Source organism: Vibrio sp. OY15, from assembly GCF_000742455.1.
GTDB classification, from domain to species: Bacteria; Pseudomonadota; Gammaproteobacteria; order Enterobacterales; family Vibrionaceae; genus Vibrio; species Vibrio alginolyticus.
Genome location: NZ_JPIL01000012.1, coordinates 444,686 through 465,086, shown reverse-complemented (window position 1 = coordinate 465,086; position 20,401 = coordinate 444,686). Strand labels below are relative to the sequence as shown.

Here is a 20,401-nt window from a genome sequence, read left to right as displayed (position 1 = left end):
GCACACAGCGTGGGGGTGTTGTGGAGTCAGTCAGTTGAAATCAGCGTTATTGCTCGCTCACCTCAAGTTCAGTGGGTTTCTTTCGCTTAAACTTCTCGCGCAGAGATTGCATCATCACGAAGAACACTGGCGTCAGTAACGTGCCAACAAACGTAGAGAGAATCATGCCGCCGAATACCGCAAAGCCCAGTGAGTGACGAGATGCCGCACCGGCACCCGATGCAATCACCAACGGGAATACCCCCCAGATGAAGGCGAATGCGGTCATCTGTACTGCTCGGAAACGGATTCGAGCAGCTTCTTTGGCAGCATCAATGATGGATAAGCCCTTTTCTTCTCGCAGAACTTTGGCAAATTCCACGATAAGAATCGCCACTTTGGCGGACATACCGATCAAGATGACCACACCAATCTGCACATACAAATCGAACGGTTGTCCCACCAGCAGTAGCGTGCCCATTGCGCCGAGAATCGCGACTGGAACCGCCATCATTACCGCAGCAGGAATGGTCCAACTTTCGTACTGAGCCACCAAGAACAAGTAGGTGAACAGCAAAGACAATGCGAACGCGATTGGTGCCATGTTGCCTGCTTTCATCTCTTGGTAAGTCATGCCTGACCACTCGTACGAGTAACCACTTGGCAAAGATTCCGCAGCCAGTTTTTCAATGGCTTTTACAACATCACCCGAGCTGTAACCTGGCGCTGGCGCACCGTTCACGGTTGCAGAACTGAACATGTTGTAGTTCGACAAGGTATCTGGGCCGAAGATCGGCTTCACTTTCACTAGCGTTGCCAGTGACACCATTTTTCCAGAGCTAGAACGAACAAACAGATGGTCGATGTCGTCGATGTTGTCACGGTATTGCTCTTCTGCTTGCACTTTGACTTGGTACGAACGACCAAACAAGTTGAAGTCAGAAATGTAGGCGCCACCCAACTGTGCTTGCAGTGTGCTGAAGATTTCATTCAACGGTACGCCCATCGAAATCGCTTTATCGCGGTCAATATCGATGTAACGTTGCGGAATATTCGCACGGAAAATCGAGAACGCACGCGCCACTTCAGGCAGTTGATTGATTTGGCCAACAAAATCAGCGGTTGTTTTTGCCAACTCTTGTGGAGAACGGCCCAAGTTGTCTTGCAGCACAAGGTTGAAACCATCCACCGCACCCATACCTTTGATTGCCGGCGTCGCGAAAACGAACGAAGCGGCATCTGGCGTTGAGTTCAGCATTTGGTTAACTTTATTCATCAACGCACGTTGGTGTAGCTCAGGGTCTTTACGTTTGCTCCAGTTATCCAGTTTGATGATCAACATGCCCGAGTTTGGAATCGACGCCATGTTAATTACCGAGAAGCCCGCAACCGAAACCACGTTCTCCACACCTTCCATCTGTTTTAGCTCATCAACGTACTGCTTCATTAATGGTGCAGTACGCTGCAATGCTGCTGCGTCTGGCAAACGCATTTCGACCATGAACACGCCTTTATCTTCGTTCGGTACGAAAGAGGAAGGTACGGTCATGAACGCAAATGCCAGCACCGCAATAAGCGCGCCATAAACACCGATACTCAGCACAATGCGACGGCTCAAGAAGCCAACTACACCTTGGTATTTGCGCGTTATTGCCTCAAAACCTCGGTTAAACGCACGCAAAGGCGCAATAGGCTGCGAGTGAGTTGATTTCAACATCAACGCACAAAGCGCTGGCGTTAACGTTAATGCGTTGATCGCAGAGATCAGCACCGATACACAGATGGTGACCGCGAACTGGTTGAACATTCGACCGGAAATACCCGGCAATAGCGCAACCGGTACGAATACCGCCAACAAAATAAGCGTTGTTGCCAATACTGGCCCCGTCACTTCTTTCATAGCTTGGATCGTGGCCGGAATCGGGTCTAAATGCTCTTCATGGATAACCCGCTCCACGTTCTCTACCACGATGATCGCATCGTCCACCACGATACCGATGGCGAGGATCAAGCCAAACAACGAGATCGTGTTAATGGTCATGCCCATCACGCCCATGATTGCGAACGTCGCAATGATGGAAACCGGAATCGCTAAGGTTGGAATGATGGTCGCTCGCCAGTTCTGCAAGAAAACGTACACAACGAAGGTGACAAGAAGTACCGCAATCACCAGCGTCTCGTAAACTTCATCAATCGACGTCTCTACGTATTCAGTAGAGTCATAAGCGATGTCATAGACCAAATCATCAGGAAACGATTTTTCGTACTCTGTCATGGCCTCTTTCACGCGTTCCATCACGTCTAGCGCGTTCGCGGTCGGTAACTGGTACAAGGCCAGAACGGCGGCTGGTTCGTTATTCATACGACCATCAGCTTCGTAACCTTGTGCGCCAACTTCCACACGAGCCACATCTTTCAAGCGAATCAAAGAACCTTTCTTGCTCGCACGAATGATGATGTTCTCGAACTCTTCCGCAGAAGTGAGTCGACCTTTAGTTTGCAAAACATATTGATATTGCTGATCATCTGGAGCTGGCATACCACCGATCTTACCCGCCGCCACTTGGATGTTTTGCGTTTTAATTGCGCCAATAACGTCGCTAGCAGAAAGCTTCAAGGTAGCCAGTTTATTTGGGTTCAACCAAATTCGCATTGAGTAGTCTTTCTTACCCAGAAGCGTAATGTCACTCATACCTTCGATACGTTTTAGACGCTCGACAATATTGAGATCCGCGTAGTTAGAAAGGTAGATACTGTCGTGAGACTGTTTCGGAGAACGCAGTGTGATAACGCCCAGCATGTCGGAAGATTTCTTCTTAACCGTCACACCGATTTGGTTTACTTCTTGTGGTAGAGACGACGTCGCCTGTGCCACCAAGTTGTTCACACGAACCTGCGCCATATCGCCATCTGCGCCCACTCGGAAGTAAATACGCAATGTGTATGAGCCATCGTTACCAATCACAGAAGACATGTAAATCATGTCTTCAACGCCGTTGACTTTGGCTTCTATCGGTTGTGCTACGGTCTTTTTAACCACGTCCGCATTTGCACCCGGATACATGGTGCTCACCGTAATTACCGTTGGAGAGATTTGAGGATACTCAGAAATTGGCAAGACTTTCAGGGCGATCATACCCATCAATGTCATCGCCAGTGAGATCACCAAAGCAAACTTCGGCCGATGAATGAAAAATTTACTTAACATCAGTACTCACTCAGCCTTGTTCACTCTGTAGTTCAACGTCTTTCACCGTTGCACCCGGACGCACTTTTTGTAGACCATTAACGATGACTTTTTCGTTAGCCGCCAAGCCAGTCAGCACAGCACGTTTCACACCGTAGGTCTGACCGAGTTCAACGTTACGACGTGACACCACGTGATCATCACCAACCACCATGACGTAGTCACCCGCTTGGTCTTGCTGAACAGCCGCCGATGGGATAAGCAAACCATCAATGGTTTTGTTGCGCAGCTTGATGGTCAAGTTGCCATATTCACCCGGCATAAGCGCGTAAGTTGGGTTATCGAATTGTGCTTCTGCTCGAATTGAGCCTGTTTCTAAATCGATCTTGTTGCCAACGGCGTAGATCTTGCCATCAAGCGGATACAATGAACCGTCTGAAAGCGTCAGTGTTAAATCAACATCCAGTTTGTCATCGTTACGATGAGCCACATCAATCGCGCTTCTTACGCGGCGGTAGAGCTTCTCATCAACATCAAAGCCAAAGCGAATTGGGTCGATTTGAGTGATCGAAACAAGAGGAACGAGTTGAATTTTCGAAATACGGTCACCCACTCGGAAGTTGCTGAAACCCACGCGGCCAGAGAAAGGAGCACGCACAGAGCTAAATTCAAGATCGAGCCTTGCTGAAACCAGCGTCGCTTTCGCCTCTTCTACCGAGGCAATCGCTGCGGCGTGCGCAGCAATGGCGTCATCGTATTGCTGCTCACTGATGCTTTTATCTTTGATAAGTTTCTTCACACGTTCTGCATCACGCGTAGTTTGAACGAGTTGTGCTTTTGCTTTTTGCAACGACGCTTTTGCATACGCCAGTGCCGCTTTGTAAGGACGGTCGTCGATTTCAAACAGCAATTGGCCTTTTTCGACCATATCGCCATCTTTAAAATGAATCGCGGTTAATTCGCCACCGACTCGAGGCATAATATCAACGTCATTTACCGCTTCAGTTCGACCGATAAAAGTATGATAAGGAGTGATTTTTGTTTCGGTTAGGGTAACGGTTTCAACAGAGGGTGCTTGGGCAGTTTTCGTTGCGATATCGCCAGTTTTGCATCCTGATAGTAATGCAGAAGATATAGCAATAGATACCAACGCAAATTTATATTTGGCTTTCATGATAAACCTACTTTATTTAGAAAGTGCCCTAGCCTAAATATTTAAATATATGGATAAACACACTTTCTATTCTGGAAATAAACGAGGGAGTTAGAATTGGTAGTTAAATTCGATACGGTGATCACCATCACCGAAATTAACGTGCTCATTCCAGTTTGCAAAGTAACGAATATTTGCGCGAGGATTAATTTGATAAGACAACGCAAACTCATGAGTCAAGATATTATCTTCACCCGCGTAATAAGTATCTTTATATTGACCAGACCCTGATAACGTATGCATATACATTGGGTTGTAGTTAATCCAGATTTTATCGGTTAATTCAATTTTTGAGTACATACCCACAACAGTGAAAGTACCTGGAATTTCATAACCTTTGTCATCACCACTAAAATCATTAGCAATAGTGACACCCGCACCAGCTAAAGGAAATAGCTGCAACATACCAAACTTAGGTAGACCTTGAATAAAGCTATAAGATGCATCTAATTTATCGTTATCAACGTCGTAGTTTACATCTAATTGACGGCCTAGACCTTTTGCGACTTCTACTTGGATATTACGTAGTCGGAAAGAGTCAATGCTGTCATCAACGTTGGCATATATTGGATCGTCATTGTCGCGAATGCCAAATAGCTCACCACCAATGCCTTTCATTTCAATGATGTTCATCGCCATGGTACCAGGCTGGCTAGATTGGTAAGTTTGACCGATTTTGATGTTCGCGCCTTTATCAGTAATACCAAAGCCAGCTTGGGTGTATACCGCAAGTGGGTCAGACATATCTTGTAGTTCTTCGTTATTGTTTGTCTGCGCATAGGCAGAAGACGCGAGTTGTAGGGCTGCAACCATAATGGCAACAGACGGTTTCACTAAATTCATAAAACTGTATCCATTTTAATGATTATAAAATTATTCACGTCATGAGGTCATCATAAATAGCAAGCAACACAACTCGCTTTGGATAACATAAATTATCAAAGCAAACTCAATAATGACGAAACATTCGACGTTTTAATTAAAATAAAATAAAGCATCGTAAAAGTTCAATCACCGCTACTTATATCTTATATAACTTGAAATTTGGTAATACCAATGAAGAAGGAAATATTAAAACTTATGAAAATTCAATTATCATTATAACAAATGATTAATTAATTTTACCATATAAATAGAGAGTGCAATGTGTTTAGGTGATCGCGATCAATGTTTCATTTCGATCGTACAACACTCTTCAGATTAATTAGAACATTATAATAATTTAAAAACCTTAGTTTGATTAGCCTAGTATCAGATTAGAATAGTAGGCCTATAATAAATAAAAAGGGAATCACTCTCTGTGATTCCCTTTTATTATCGAGCGATAAATCGCCGATGCGTTTCGATAACTAAAACGCAAACAATTCGCACTATTGCAGTTTCTCTATTCCCATATTGAACAGTGCAAAACTATAAATATCTGCATTTGTCTCAATTATTTTACGCGTTGGTGTGCCTGCACCATGTCCTGCATTGGTTTCGATGCGAATTAAGGTCGGATTTGAACCCGCTTGCTTCGATTGCAACTCAGCAGCAAATTTGTATGAGTGAGCAGGAACAACACGGTCATCATGATCACCGGTTGTAATCAATGTTGCTGGGTATTCCACCCCTGCTTTTACATTGTGCACCGGCGAATAACTTTTCAGATATTGGAACATCTCTTTACTTTGCTCTGCCGTGCCGTAGTCATACGCCCAACCAGCACCTGCGGTAAAAGTATGGTAACGCAGCATATCCAGTACGCCGACTGCTGGCAGCGCCACTTTAAACAGCTCTGGACGTTGCGTCATAACGGCCCCTACTAACAAGCCACCATTCGATCCACCGTTAATGGCTAACTTGTTTGATGACGTTACCTTTTCATCAATTAGGAATTCAGCCGCAGCAATAAAGTCATCAAACACATTTTGCTTTTGCATTTGAATGCCAGCGTTGTGCCATTCTTTGCCATATTCCCCACCACCACGAATGTTCGCTACCGCGTAAACACCACCAAGCTCTAACCAAGCCGCACGTGTCGGGCTAAAAGATGGCGTGAGGCTAATGTTGAAACCGCCATAACCATATAGGATGGTTGGTGCACTGCCGTCCATCGGTGTCCCTTTTTTATAGGTGATGATCATCGGCACTTTTGTTCCGTCTTTTGAGGTGTAAAACACCTGGCGAGATTCATACAAAGCTGGATCAAATGGCGCTTTAGATTTGTAGTACACCTCGCTATCACCATCTTTGATGTTCAGACGATACGTAGTGCTTGGCATCTTGTAGTTGGTGAAAGAATAGTAGACTTCGGTTTCATCTTTTTTACCCGAGAAACCGTATGCGCTGCCAATATCAGGCAATTTGATTTCTCGGATGAGTTTGCCGTTCATGTCGTATTGCTTCACCATCGAGATCGCATCAACAATATAACTCGCAAACAAATTGCCACCCGCGGTAGAAACGCGTAACACATTCTTTGTTTCAGGAATCAAATCTTTCCAGTTTTTGGGCTGCGGCTGACTCGCATCCACCGTCACGACGCGTTTGTTCGGCGCGTTAAGGTTCGTAACCAAGTACAGCTTCGTGCCTTGGTTGTCTATCACCCAAGTATCAGAACTGGTGTTATCTAAAATGGTTTTCAGCGGGCTATTTGGCTTACTCAGGTCTTTGAAGAACAGTTTGTTGCCCGACGTCGATACGCTGGCTGAGATAAACAAGTAGCGTTCATCTTCCGACGTGTAACCCCCAACGTAGCGATACTTTTCGTCCTTTACACCACCGAAAATTAATTGGTCTTCACTTTGTTTCGTTCCAAGTTTATGAAAGTAGAGCTTGTGTTGGTCTGTCTTCGCGGAAAGTTCACTCCCCTTTGGCTTGTCATAACTCGAGTAATAGAAGCCTTGATTGCCGAGCCAACTGATGCCGCTGAACTTAATATCCACCAGCGTTTCACCGACTGGCTTTTTGGTTTCTGTGTCTAACACAATGACTTTGCGCCAATCGCTACCGCCTTCCGAAATGCTGTATGCGACCAAAGAACCGTCTCGTGAAAAGCTCACTCCCGCTAACGATGTGGTGCCATCCTCACTAAAAGTATTTGGATCGAGGAAAATTTCTGCTTCACCATCACCTAACTGCCGATAAAGCACATCTTGGTTTTGTAGCCCGTCATTTTTGTAGAAATAAATGAACTTACCCTCTTTGAACGGTTGGCTTTGCTTTTCGTAGTCCATGAGCTTAGTGATGCGCTCTTCAATCTGCTCGCGGTAAGGGATTTTCGACAGATAATCAAACGTCACTGCATTTTGTGCCTTAACCCATTCTGCGGTTTCTGGGCTGAGATCGTCTTCCAACCAGCGATAAGGATCACTCACTTTTGTACCAAAGTAGTCATCGACAACATCCACTTTTTGTGTGGTTGGATACGTGATGGCTTTGGGGCTTACCTGTTCAACCGACGATTGCGCCGCTTCATTTGCATACGCCACAGACAACACACTTCCGAGTACGAGAGCCATTGTGAGTGCTAGGGTATTCTTTTTCATGAAATTCCTTTTTATTTTTCTGTTGTCTTTTTGTGCAATACATCAGAACTCTACTATATATCGACAAAATGAATCTAATTTCATTAAACGAGTTGTGAAAGCCATCCTAACTCCCTCATTTCCTTCCAGTTCTACAAACTAGTAAGTGGCGGTGTAGAACTTGGGAACAATACTGAAGAGCTACGATGGCGTTTACTCTCTTTCGTCTAAGTCAGCTCGATTTGGCGCAAAACCCCAGACTCAGAAGCGAAATCTTGGTCGTGACTAATCAGAACAAATCCACCTTTGTATACATTTAACGCCTGACTAAGCATTATTTTTGACTCGAGGTCGAGATGGTTATCTGGTTCATCAAGCAGCAGCAAAGGCTGAGAATTTTGGTGGCTGACTATCAGCATCGCGAGCTTCATCTTCTCGCCACCGCTCAGTAGGCGCCCCAATCGAAACACTGCATCTCGACGAAAACCGATCCCGGCCAATAAGGTCCTCGCTTCACTTTCCGTCATCTCTTGGCAGCTCTCCATTACGTTCTCAAGTAACGAAAGATTTGGATTCACTGCACCAAAATGTTGGTCGAGATAATACAAAGGCGTATTCACTTGCAACTCACCACTCTGCAACGATAACTCGCCAAGCAACGTCTTTAACAAGGTTGATTTTCCGCAGCCATTTCTCCCTTTGAGATGGACTTTGTCGTTCGCAAAAATCTGCAACGTGATAGGCGTAGAATTCCCAAAAGGTAATATACCTTCTTGTATCGACAACACTTTTCGCGAACGGTTCGGATTATCTGTAAGATAAAGCTTTTGCGCCTTGAGTTGCTCATGTCGCGATTGCAACGCCTGTTCTTTGGCTTGTAAATGCGCTTGTCTGAGTTGCTCATTCTTATTGCGATTTGAAGCGCTGGCGGTCGCGCTATCCTTTTTTCCATCAAGCAAAATTTTGGGCTGACTGCCGTCTTTGCGCAGTTTGTTCCCTTGCGCGGCGCGTTGGTCTGCTTTTTCGCGATTTTTCTGGGCTTGCTCGGCTAACCGTTTTTTCTGTTTATCGACTTGCGCTAACTGCCTCTCGACCGCTTGCAGTTCAGTGCGTTTTTTCTCGGCGTACACATCGTAATTTCCACCAAAAGCCTGTAAACCTAGGCCCGAGAGTTCCCAAATTTCCTCCATCTCTCGCAACAGCTCACGATCGTGACTGATGAGTAAAATCGCGCCGCTGAAATGCGTCATAGACTCTATCAACCATTGTTTCGCCTCGGTATCGAGGTGATTGGATGGTTCGTCGAGAATCAAAAGATCCGTTTCGTTTTCAAATAACTGCCATAACTGCAAACGCGCCAACTGACCACCACTGAGCCGAGCACAAGAGAAATCAGGGTCTTGCGGCAAGCCCATCGCAGCAAGCTGCTGTTTGAGTTTCAGTTCAATATCCCACTGTTCGCCAACCAGTTCGAACCAATGCTCAGAAACATCACCTTGTTCAATCTGCTTCAAAGCATGTAAGGCCGAGTCTGTTCCCAGAAATTGGGCGATCGATTGCTGACCTGAAAGCAGATCAGACGGCTGCTGGCGATACATCATGAAAGAAGAGGGAGCAGTCACAACACCGCTGGCAGGCTGAATTTCTCCCGCTAAAATGGAAGCCAAAAGCGACTTGCCGATGCCATTGCGCCCAACCAAACCAACACGTCGTTTAGTCATGGAACAAGAAATAGACTGGAATAGCGTATCGCCATTATCAAACTGATGGCTAACATTAAAAGCTTGTAAAACCGGCATAATTTGCCTCCTGTATGACAGGGACAACAGCCGTAGCTATGATTTGAAATTGCAACAAAACGCGTGCACAAACGCATTAAGCTCTATGTAAAGTTCGACGATATACGTCAAATCAAAAAGTCGTCTTGTTGCAAAGAAATATCGGAAAGTGAGCTACGCCTACTAACCCTGCAGATCCAAAAAATAAGTAAAAATATGGATGACAGGTTTAGTTCTTCATGTTGGCGTAATCTCCTAGAGAAATGATGCGCAGAGTGTAGCCGCTTTTTTGTTCAAAAAGCAAGCTTTCTAACCAAATGTGAACAAAAAGAAAGTTTCACAGTAAGTTGTTATATCACATTAACTTTTTAACAAGTCTTTGAACAATTTCGAGATCTTAGCAACACAATTTTTATCCAAGCCATACTATGCTTAGAGTAAAGATAATCCACATAAGGGCGTGGTTATGAAATACAAACATATCCTTGTTGCACTCGAACTGTCAGATGAAAGCACCGTGCTTATCGACAGAGCGGTATCAATGGCAAACTATCTCGACTCCGATATATCCTTTATTCATATTGATGGTACGCACGGAGAAATCTATCGTGAGCTTGTAGACATCAAAGAAAACCCGGATCAAAGGCCGTTGAATGAGCATTCAATGGAATGTTTAAAAACATTTAGTGATTACATGGATTACCCACTTAAACATTTCTTCGTAGGTACTGGCGACTTGGCTGATAAATTAGAGGTCACCATTAAAGAGCAAGAAGTGGATCTTCTGATTTGTGGTCACCACCAAGATTTCTGGAGCAAGATTATTTCTTACTCCAGACACTTAATTAACAAGTCACCGGTGGATATTCTAGTCGTCCCTATTCATGATTAGTAAAACGTAACGCTTCCCAAAACCACCAATTTATTTGGTGGTTTTTTATTGATATTGAAACAGCTTAAACAGTTTTCCAAACTAGCTTGGCGATCATTTATGAGTTACATTTTCTAACCAACCCGCGCTCCTACTGGGCATGGTTATTTAGATAGCAAGGATCCCTATGGCAAATAAAAAAGTACTCATTCTCTTTGCTCATCCTTCCCAGCATCGTTCAGAAGTGAATACTCCACTTTTCAAAGAAGCTCAAAAAATTGAAGGCGTGACATGTGTTGATCTCTATGGCGAATACCCTCGTTTCGATATTAATATCGACCGTGAGCAGCAACGCTTACGTGAGCATGACGTGGTGATTTTCCAATTCCCACTATATTGGTATTCAACGCCTGCAATTTTAAAAGAGTGGCAAGATCTGGTTTTGGAATATGGCTTTGCTTACGGTACAGATGGCACAGCACTGCAAGGTAAGACCATGCTTTGTGTGCTGTCTGCAGGGGGTAAAGAAGAAGCTTATAAGGCAGAGGGCTACAACCACTTTACGATTCGTCAACTGCTTGCGCCTATTGAACAAATGTCCGCACTGACAGGCATGAACTACATTGCCCCTCTCGCGATGTTTGGCGCACGTACAGCAGATGAAGAAGGGCGAATCCCTCGTCATGTTGAGCGGTACAAGAGCCTGCTAACAGCTTTAGTCGAAGATAGGTTGGATGTTGAAGCTGCGGCGTCATTAATCAAGCTTAACAGCGCATTGCCAGAGCTCATTAAGGAGGCTTCATGACAGGGATATTCTTACAAGCCTTCGTATATTTGATTGCTGCTGTAATTGCAGTCCCACTTGCTAAGCGTTTGGGACTTGGGTCCGTTTTAGGCTATCTCATCGCAGGTGTGGTCATTGGCCCAATTATCGGTTTAGTCGGTGAAGAAACAACAACAATCCAGCACTTTGCCGAGTTTGGCGTGGTGATGATGCTGTTTCTCGTTGGCTTAGAGCTCGAACCCAAAATGTTGTGGGCAATGCGCAATCGCTTAATGGGCTTAGGAGGTCTGCAAGTCGGCGGTACCGTCGCGGCGATTATGGGTATTGCCTTGTATTTTGACCAGCCTTGGACCATAGCCTTAGCCATAGGTTTGATCTTCGCCCTCTCTTCTACTGCGATTGTTTTGCAAACTTTTAGCGAAAAAGGATTAACGAAGACGGAAGGTGGACAAAACGCTTTCTCCGTGTTGCTTTTTCAAGATATTGCAGTGATACCAATGTTGGCGTTCATTCCTCTATTGGCCTTACCTGAATTAATTGAACAGGCACAGTCCGCGGCTCAAACAGCCGCAGCGCACCATGAAGAATTAAGCCTCGTTGCGGGGTTGCCCGGCTGGGCATACGGCATCGTAATCACAGCATCGATTGCAATCGTCGTCGTTGGTGGACACTTTTTAAGTCGACCTCTGCTCAATTATGTGGCTAGCTCTGGTTTGCGAGAAATCTTTACCGCAACTGCACTCATGCTGGTCATTGGTATCGCTGCGCTGATGAGCTTAGTGGGCTTATCTCCTGCCTTAGGAACCTTCTTGGCTGGCGTTGTATTGGCGAACAGTGAATTCCGCCACGAGTTAGAATCCAACATCGAACCATTTAAAGGCCTATTGTTAGGTCTGTTCTTTATTACCGTTGGCGCAGGGATCAACTTCTCGGTCCTTTTTGGTGATTTCTGGTTGGTCATGGCATTGACCATTGGCGTGATGGTTTTGAAAGCCTTGGTGCTGTTTATTCTTGCACTGATATTTAGGGTGAAAGGCAGCAACCGCTGGCTGTTTACCCTAAGCTTGGCTCAAGCAGGTGAATTCGGCTTTGTGCTTCTAAGCTTTTCAGTGCAAAACCACGTCATCCCATTTGAACTTTCACAAACTCTTGCGTTAGTGGTTGCGATTTCGATGTTCCTGACACCAGGTTTGTTTATTCTGTTTGATAGAGTGATTCTGCCGCGCTTTGAAAGCCAGTCAAATGAACGCGAAAGCGATACGATTGAGGAAACAGGCACGGTGATCATCGCCGGCATCGGCCGCTTTGGACAAATAGTGAATCGTCTATTGGTATCAAACGGCGTGACTACCGTGGTACTTGACCATCAATCTGACCAAGTCGATAACATGCGCCAGATTGGCACTCGCGCCTATTTTGGCGACGCGACTCGACCAGATATGCTACATACAGCCGGCATTGAGCACGCCGCTGCGTTGGTTGTGGCGATTGATAACCAAGAATCGAGTGTAGAACTGGTGAAGTACGTTAAGCACACGTACCCAAAAGTAACAGTGATTGCACGTGCCTTTGACCGTGGACATGGCTATCTTTTGCGTCAAGCGGGAGCTGATATTATTGAATCAGAGACCTACCATTCTGCATTGGAGATGGGCGGTCACACAATGAAAGCACTTGGCATTCACCCCTTCTTTGTTGAACAACAGAAGGCGACATATAAGCGTGTTGAAGCACGTAAGTCAGAAATACTCTACAAAGCTTGGGAAGATGATTCTGAAGGTGAACGCTATGACAACAATTTCCGACAACTGTTTATTCAGTTAGAGGAGAAAATGGCGGAAGAGATGCAAAAAGATCGTCATGACAAACTATCGCGGTCAGAACGTGGTTGGACACCGCCACCTAAAGGTTACGCCGATGACTTTAATGAAGATAACGTCCAAGAGCTAACACCACCAAGAGAAGAGCCTATCCAACGATAACGCACTCCATATTAAAAACCTCCCGCTTGGGAGGTTTTTATTTTTTCAGTACAGAGCCACACGCCGTGCAGGATAAAATGATCTTCTCGATATTACATAAGATCATTCATTAAAATCTCATACTCTTCGTTTGCTTCTTCCACTAAATGAGAAAGCTCTAACGCATCAGTAACTGCAAGATTGAACTGCCACGGAGTTGTGTCTTCTTTACCACAGATTCGAGTTTCACACCCACGACTCTCAAAAGACAAATCATCAAACTCTGTGGTGTGGCGCTCTTGAAGTTCAACAATCTCAACTTCTAATTTACCGACAGGATTGACTTTAACGTGGGCATGTAACTCCGAACTGTTAGACAAACAATAATCTCTATGAACCGCAATCATGGCCGCCTCCTTGGTCTGCCAACTGACAACTCAACAGTGAGTGTAGACGAGGGATTTTGAACGTGGCGTGAAATAATAATGAAGATTGATCTGTCTCATTAGAACAGACAATTGTTGTCATGAAGGCATGAGCCAGCATGAATCTCATCTGATTTAAATTGTTCTGAGATCGTAATAGTTGGCATTTACCGAGACTTTCCCTATTATCGAAACAAAATTACTGTGGTCATTCTTTAGAGGTCAGTATGGAGCTTGAAGCCGTTGCTAAAGCACTAAAAGAGTTAGGGCATCCGACTCGTTTAAGTATTTACAAAGAAGTCGTCAAAGCGGGATACAAAGGTATCGCGGTAGGCGGCGTACAAGAAAAGCTTGGCATTCCAGCATCCACTCTCTCTCATCATATCTCGAGCCTTGCTTCAGCCGGTCTTCTCACCCAGCGCCGTGAGGGTAGAACCCTTTTTTGTGTTGCAGAATATCAGTGCTTAGATGACGTAATTGGTTTTTTAAAAGCAGAATGTTGCGTTAACGAGTGCTCATAAATTTCTAGCAAAAACGAGAGAGTTTGAGTTTATATTGAACTTCAGCAGAACGTGAATGACGATGAAAAACATACACACCGAAGTTGCTAACCTCGGTGTGTACATCTTCTACTTCGCGACGAGTAACATCGACGACTTAGATGGTACGATTAACTTACCGTCAGTTGGAATGATTTGTTCTGTCATCAAATCAACCCAATTACCATCGATTTTTAATGTCAAAGACTGTTGACGCTGTGATTTATTAAGCACCACAATACCTTTGTCACCTCGCTTCAGTACGAGCATGTCATCGTTACCTTCAAGAACACTCATCGGCTCGCCATGCGTCATATTATGGAACTGGATCATTTTTGCCATTCTCGGATCGCTCCATGCACCTTGCCATCTTGGCTGACCATTTTTACCTTTAATACCGCTGGTGTTTAAGTCGGTATAAATCAACGGCACACCACCATCTCGGCCTAGAATATAGGCATAAGCTAACCATTCATTTTCCTCGTCCATGATGAGATCAAGAAAGACATCATTGTTAGGAATATCATGTGTGATAGCAAATGTAATCGCACGACCGGGGGACAGAGCCTGACCAAAACAATAGGGATCAATCAGAGACTTGAAGCTGCCCTTTTTAGCAAACGCCTTAAACATGGTTGAGAACAAAGGGAAATCGTACGCACCTAGGCGAGTTTCCTGTAGATACGGCTCAAGAAACAGCTGATACTCTTCTTCCGTCGCACCGCCATCGGTAATAATTTCACCAAATATATGCACATCCCGCGTGATGTCGTCTGTCCAAACACGCTTAAGATGCTCTAACGTCATGTGTTTCGCAGCGTCAATACGAAAACCTTTCACACCAATAGCTTTCAGCGCCTTTAGGTACGCTCGCTGCTGTTCAACGACATGGTCACAAACACGAAGAGTTGGCAAGCCAGGGTCGGTTGGCCCACCGGTGATGCGTCCGTTTTGAACCTGCCACTTATCTTTCCAGTCTTTGATGCCGAATGCTTCAACAAAGTCCTCTTCATCAAAAAGTGGTTGAGATAGATCGCCAAACAACGCTAGCGACTGATATTTCTGTTTGTCGTTCTGGTATTCCTCCAAGACCTCTTGTCTTGGGTACTGAAGGTCTCTGCGAAGGTGGGCCTCATTTGCCATATGGTTAAACACTACGTCGGCATAAACCCACACACCAACTTGCTCCAGTTCACGAACCATATGAATAAAATCTTTGGTATCACCCAAGGCATTATCGATAACACGATAATCTTGTGGTTGATAACGCTGCCACCAGCGCTCATCGTGTGCGCTTTTCATTGGTGGCGAAACCAACACAGAGCCATAACCAAGCTCGCGGATTTCTTTTGCTCGTTGGGCAATGTCAGCATACTTCCAATCAAACGCATGTAAGATAACGTTTGCACCGAATGATTGTGTTTCCTGTGAGCCACTCATGTTGTTCTCCTGCTCGTTTCCACTCACGATTACTTGTTTGCATTTTTTTGTGAGTGAATTCAATAATCGAAATTATAAAAGCTATTCATCAGAGGCACTCACCCTTTTAGCACTAACTCAAGGCTGAAATCGAAGGCGTAGCGACTCATCCATTGCACAGCGATAAATCGTTCTGAGTGAATAACGGGCACACAACATACACCCCAAACAGCCCAACAAAACACTAAGTCATTGTTTTATTTAACAAAAATTTCAATTGAAAAAGATAAAATATAAGACCTACGTACGCCCTAAAATAGGCCCAAAGGATAAAAATAGCCAAGCCAACCCGTTGAGTAACAATTGTTAATAAAACGAAACTGGCAGATGGATCACGTTTGGCGCGTTTCAAAAATCCAGTAAATCACCATACCTAGCGTTAAAAGACTAAAGATTTCTGTTTGTATCTGTCCCGAAATGACTTCAAAATGCGAAACTTAGCTTATCTCTATGGGGTATGCTCTACCTTGGAGGATAATAATGAATATCAAAGAATTTTCTGACCTCGTCGGGCTATCTGCTCATACTCTTCGATACTATGAAAAAATCGGTTTACTTAAACATGTCCATAGAAACGCGAGTGGACATCGAATGTATAGTTCGAAAGATCTAAACTGGATAAGCTTTGTTAAGCGTTTAAAAGAAACTGCAATGCCACTTGAAGAGATTCTAGAGTATGCCAAATTAAGGGAAGTCGGCTCTCAATCTGTACCACAACGTCAAGCCCTGTTAGAACAACACCAAGAAAACCTCAAACGCCACATTGAGCAACAGAAAAAGCACTTATCGGCTCTAGAAGAAAAAATTGCCTTGTATAAAAGCGGAAAAGTTCGTTGACTTAGAGTTAACTCTAACGATTAAGGTGTGTTTACGTTTATTCACTAGGAACATACCGATGGAACAATCACGCTTTAACAAAGGATTAGAACTACTCTCTCAAATTGATGGCGACGCTGGTCATAATGTCATCGAAACCTTACAAGATATTTGTCCAGATTTAGCTCAGTACACCATTGAGTATCCGTTTGGCGATATTTATGCTCGCCCGGGCTTAGACCTAAAATCGAGAGAAATCGCAACCGTCGCCGCGCTAACGGCAATGGGGAATTGCGCGCCGCAACTAAAAGTGCACTTAAATGCAGCGCTGAATGTAGGCTGTAGCGAGGATGAGATTAAAGAGATCATTTTGCAGATGTCCGTCTACGCAGGTTTTCCCACGGCATTAAACGGCATGTTTGCATTCAAAGAAGTGCTAGCGGAAAGAGCAGAGTAATAACGACGTTGAAATCAATTTAACCGCAATTAAAAACGGCCCTTGGGGTTCGGGCCGTGATTAAAACAACGAGTGAATTAGCGCTCAGGAGTTTCAAGCAGTTTAACCGCGCAATCTACCGCGTTGTTAATGCCTTGACTGCTCTCCAACTTGCCTGAACTTGCAGGACCAAGGGCACAAGAATACAAAGCCAGCTGCTTATCGAACGGCAGATCCAACTGTTCATAGAGATTTTGTCGGATTCTTGCATGTTGTTCTGGTTCTTGGTTAGCAAGGCTAATCAACGTTTCATAAATAAGCGTTTTCATGTCTTTCCCTTTTCACTTTATTGCACGGGGTGCATATATATTGTATCCATTTGGGAAGCACAAATCAGAAGCTAGGTCACAGAACGCGTCGCTAAAAAAGTTTATGTACTCGGTAAATTGCAATACAAACTTAAAGTCGTTTAGAAAAAGGGCAACTGATAACTCGATAGATCAGCCGATTAACTAGCATTCGCCGCTGTTTGTTTATAATCGTGTCCGATATAAACAAAAACGTCGCTGTATCAGCGACGTTTTATCTCGACTTTAGTTAATCGAATTTTTTTAGTTGAAGTGCACTAGCATTTCAACGTCATCGCCTTGCTCTGGAGCCTGAAGAGCGAAGTGCACGTACCCTGCTTCAGTCATAGGAATCGCAAGGTATTCATTGCTGCCTGCATAGTTGGACGCATACTCGTGCTGCTCTACTGTAGGCCAATGCTCCCTACTCGCGTATAGATCGACATTACCAGTTTGAGAGTGAGCCGTTAGCCATACACGAACCTCTTCAACACCTTCAGGCACATAAACTGCTGCATAACGCTGCTTGTGAACGGTAAGCATTTTGGCTTCACCAGACTCTAATACCACAGGTGCTAAATCATCTTGCACTTGGGTTGGCGGTGTTTGCGCTTCCACTTCTAACGCAGCCACAAGATTCACTGAGTCATAGCTATCACGTCCAGTTAAGCTGATGTAGTAACGACCCGCTTTAACGTAACCATCTTGCTCTGGTTCAAACACAATCTCTTCATTGCTGCCATCAGCATATTGACTCATTTCGAAATCATAGTAATGCGCGACTTTGTTGTAGCTCATGTAAAGATCCGCATCACCCGCACCCTCAATAGATACATTGAAGTTAACGGTGTTGGCTGGAACATCAACGTAGAACAGTTTTTCGCTGTATGCTTCGCCACTGAGCTGAAGGCTTTGGTTCGCCGTCAATTCAGTCACTTTTGCTTCAGGGCTTGTTGGTTCTGTTGGTTCTTCTGGGTCTGTACCAGGTTGCTCAGGTTCCACTTTTAATGTGTCCAACCAACGTTCAAACTCAGCATCGTATTGTTGACCTAAAGACGTCACCTGCTGTGCCCATTGTTCGAACTGGCCAGAGCGCGACAATGCCAACAAGCTTTCGACGTCTTGTGGATGATTTTCTAACATGAATCGAACAGCTAGATAACCCCAACGATAGATACGATTGGTATCGTGAGAGTACGTGGTATCAAACACAGTGGAAAGGCTCAGTTTACCATCTGCAATCAGCTCAATCGCAGCTTGGTAACCTTGCTTGTAATGCATGTATTCAGCAAAACCTTCTAGCCACCAAACAATATGACCATGAGCCAAGTTATCGCTGAACGAACCGTATTGGTTAAATCGTGCATCTAAATAGTGCGTGTATTCATGTTCTAGGTTCAAGATAGAGAGATCTTCACCATTCGCGTAGCGATAAGCGACGAAACGCGCAGTATTGTCCGCTTTTGAAGGGTCACCTTCTAGGTACTGACCACCGTTGTCCGTTGTATTACCAAATAGGAATGAAGAGTAATCAACGTAACTAGCGTTACTCGCGAATACCGCCACTTCAACACGATCATTCAAATCATCAGCGACAGGTTGATTACCCGTATTCGCAACTCGATGGAAGTCGGCTTCTTTTGCCGCTAGCACTTCACACGCTTTCGCTGCTTGAGCATCGGTCAGATCCTCAGAGCGAATAATGGCAGGTCCCTGACATTCAAAACGATTTGGCATTACACGTGCAGCTAAATCTTGCTTGGCTTGCTCAATATTCAGACCATTTAGGCCTTCTGGTGCGTAGTAGCTCATCATTTCAACGGCAGCAAGCCATAGTTTGTCATGCTCACTACCCAGTGGATAACGCTGCATCACCTGTTGCATTACTGCCAATGCTTTGCGTTTGGTCTCCTGATCTGGGCTCGCGAGCAAACGACCAGTTTCACGTAATGCATTGAAAACGATAAAGCTTGCATCCGTATCTAATGCCCAAGCATTATCAGATGCGAATTTCACCAACGTATCAATATGGTGTGTATTGTTTGCCATGTATCGGTAGAACGCATCGTTCGCCGCATGGCCTGCCATAGAGCGGAACAAGTTGTTTAAACCATCGACCCATTGCGTGTCCTGCGCGGTTTCACGATTAAAGTGCATCAACGCGGCCATCATGCTATCCATGGTCAGCGGCAACTGCTTAACGTTATCAACCATCAAAGTCAGGCTCTTCATTGCACCAACTTGTTCACGACCTTGATCCAAAGCATGAGGGTTGTTTAGGAATAGGTTCGTCGACTGAGCAAAACGCTGACTCAACGCTTGCGAAAACTCAGGTGTACCAGTACCAGCGTTGTAGCGAACGTAGTAGGCCGCTCGAATAAATTCGCCTAGGTTCTCTAGAATACGAGCTTGATCTGCTTCACCACGATAGCGAGCGATTTCTTGATCCAGCGCGACTTGGATACGGCTTAGGCTCGCTTCACTATAGATATCATTCAGCGTTTCTGAAGGTGCTGAAAACCAAGCGTGGTAGCAATCATACTCAGCACCAGAAACGGCAGTAGCCAGATCTCGCGATTGTTGTAAATCAGCAACAGCACACTGATTTTGTGCAAAAGAGAAGCCAGACACACTCGCTAGCATACAAGCAAGCGCCAAACGATGGCGCGGGAAAAAACGGATATGAGACATAACAACACTCATTGATTATTAACATACATTGAGTGGGGGTTTATATTCTTTACAGCTCAAACAGTGAAATCAGTGTCATAAAATTTATGAAACCGCTCCCAAAAATAGGTCTTTTACTCTAATTAAATGGGAGCAATCCCACTCCAAAAAAACTCACAATTATCAATAAAAACATTAATTTACCTTTTTCTAAATAACGACTTTATGAGGAAAATTGCCCTTAAACGCCCCCCTTAACTCTTCCAGATAGAGTTCACGACAATCAAAGGTTCTAAATTAAATTTTGATGCTTGATACCATCTATTTTTATTTGTGACTCATTCCCAATAAGTCATAGAGTGCATATCAAAAGGTTGGCATTAATGGTAAATTCTCCGCCAAATCAA

15 protein-coding genes are annotated in these 20,401 nt (G+C 44.6%); 6 read left to right on the top strand and 9 right to left on the bottom strand.

What is annotated here, in order from left to right; all coding sequences use genetic code 11:
- Window positions 1–46: 46 nt before the first annotated feature.
- From vmeQ to IJ23_RS16115, 5 genes are all read right to left on the bottom strand, one after another.
- Complete coding sequence (gene vmeQ / locus IJ23_RS16135) at window positions 47–3,187, bottom strand: efflux RND transporter permease subunit VmeQ (RefSeq protein WP_033906798.1); 3,141 nt, start codon at window positions 3,185–3,187, stop codon at window positions 47–49.
- Window positions 3,188–3,197: 10 nt separating this feature from the next.
- Window positions 3,198–4,340, bottom strand: coding sequence for an efflux RND transporter periplasmic adaptor subunit VmeP (gene vmeP / locus IJ23_RS16130; protein WP_005391278.1), 1,143 nt, complete (start codon window positions 4,338–4,340; stop codon window positions 3,198–3,200).
- 90 nt (window positions 4,341–4,430) lie between these two features.
- A complete protein-coding gene (locus IJ23_RS16125) occupies window positions 4,431–5,222 on the bottom strand; it encodes a hypothetical protein (protein ID WP_033906797.1) in 792 nt (263 codons plus the stop codon).
- 527 nt (window positions 5,223–5,749) lie between these two features.
- The gene (locus IJ23_RS16120; RefSeq protein WP_033906796.1) at window positions 5,750–7,909 is read right to left on the bottom strand and encodes a prolyl oligopeptidase family serine peptidase; all 2,160 of its coding nucleotides are present in this window, start codon (window positions 7,907–7,909) and stop codon (window positions 5,750–5,752) included.
- 206 nt (window positions 7,910–8,115) lie between these two features.
- Window positions 8,116–9,687: an ATP-binding cassette domain-containing protein gene (locus tag IJ23_RS16115; RefSeq protein ID WP_033906795.1), complete on the bottom strand. Its 1,572-nt coding sequence runs from the start codon at window positions 9,685–9,687 to the stop codon at window positions 8,116–8,118.
- Between the two features lie 445 nt (window positions 9,688–10,132).
- Here IJ23_RS16115 and IJ23_RS16110 point away from each other — a divergent pair, with 445 nt between their 5' ends.
- The 3 genes from IJ23_RS16110 to IJ23_RS16100 all read left to right on the top strand — a co-directional run bounded on the left by IJ23_RS16110 (window position 10,133) and on the right by IJ23_RS16100 (window position 13,303).
- A complete protein-coding gene (locus IJ23_RS16110) occupies window positions 10,133–10,558 on the top strand; it encodes a universal stress protein (RefSeq protein ID WP_005375398.1) in 426 nt (141 codons plus the stop codon).
- Between the two features lie 166 nt (window positions 10,559–10,724).
- The gene (locus IJ23_RS16105) at window positions 10,725–11,342 is read left to right on the top strand and encodes an NAD(P)H-dependent oxidoreductase (protein ID WP_005375391.1); all 618 of its coding nucleotides are present in this window, start codon (window positions 10,725–10,727) and stop codon (window positions 11,340–11,342) included.
- Window positions 11,339–13,303 carry a monovalent cation:proton antiporter-2 (CPA2) family protein gene (locus IJ23_RS16100; protein WP_005375390.1) on the top strand — a complete coding sequence of 655 codons (1,965 nt, stop codon included), beginning with the start codon at window positions 11,339–11,341 and terminating at the stop codon, window positions 13,301–13,303. Before IJ23_RS16105 ends, IJ23_RS16100 begins: the two co-directional genes overlap by 4 nt.
- Before the next feature lie 92 nt (window positions 13,304–13,395).
- Here the strand turns inward: IJ23_RS16100 and IJ23_RS16095 are convergent, their stop codons facing one another.
- Window positions 13,396–13,689: a hypothetical protein gene (locus tag IJ23_RS16095; protein ID WP_005375389.1), complete on the bottom strand. Its 294-nt coding sequence runs from the start codon at window positions 13,687–13,689 to the stop codon at window positions 13,396–13,398.
- A gap of 245 nt (window positions 13,690–13,934) precedes the next feature.
- Here IJ23_RS16095 and IJ23_RS16090 point away from each other — a divergent pair, with 245 nt between their 5' ends.
- Window positions 13,935–14,228, top strand: coding sequence for an ArsR/SmtB family transcription factor (locus IJ23_RS16090; protein ID WP_005375388.1), 294 nt, complete (start codon window positions 13,935–13,937; stop codon window positions 14,226–14,228).
- Window positions 14,229–14,336: 108 nt separating this feature from the next.
- Here the strand turns inward: IJ23_RS16090 and IJ23_RS16085 are convergent, their stop codons facing one another.
- Window positions 14,337–15,686 carry an alpha-amylase family protein gene (locus tag IJ23_RS16085; protein ID WP_033906794.1) on the bottom strand — a complete coding sequence of 450 codons (1,350 nt, stop codon included), beginning with the start codon at window positions 15,684–15,686 and terminating at the stop codon, window positions 14,337–14,339.
- Window positions 15,687–16,205: 519 nt separating this feature from the next.
- Here IJ23_RS16085 and IJ23_RS16080 point away from each other — a divergent pair.
- Both IJ23_RS16080 and IJ23_RS16075 read left to right on the top strand, forming a co-directional pair.
- Window positions 16,206–16,562 carry a MerR family transcriptional regulator gene (locus IJ23_RS16080; protein ID WP_005375386.1) on the top strand — a complete coding sequence of 119 codons (357 nt, stop codon included), beginning with the start codon at window positions 16,206–16,208 and terminating at the stop codon, window positions 16,560–16,562.
- Between the two features lie 58 nt (window positions 16,563–16,620).
- Window positions 16,621–16,998, top strand: a complete 378-nt coding sequence (locus tag IJ23_RS16075) for a carboxymuconolactone decarboxylase family protein (protein WP_033906793.1) — start codon at window positions 16,621–16,623, stop codon at window positions 16,996–16,998.
- A 77-nt stretch (window positions 16,999–17,075) separates the two neighbouring features.
- Here the strand turns inward: IJ23_RS16075 and IJ23_RS16070 are convergent, their stop codons facing one another.
- Together IJ23_RS16070 and IJ23_RS16065 are read right to left on the bottom strand one after the other, a co-directional pair.
- Complete coding sequence (locus tag IJ23_RS16070; RefSeq protein WP_005375384.1) at window positions 17,076–17,306, bottom strand: PAS factor family protein; 231 nt, start codon at window positions 17,304–17,306, stop codon at window positions 17,076–17,078.
- A 282-nt stretch (window positions 17,307–17,588) separates the two neighbouring features.
- The gene (locus tag IJ23_RS16065; protein WP_005385091.1) at window positions 17,589–20,015 is read right to left on the bottom strand and encodes a M9 family metallopeptidase; all 2,427 of its coding nucleotides are present in this window, start codon (window positions 20,013–20,015) and stop codon (window positions 17,589–17,591) included.
- Window positions 20,016–20,401: the final 386 nt, after the last annotated feature.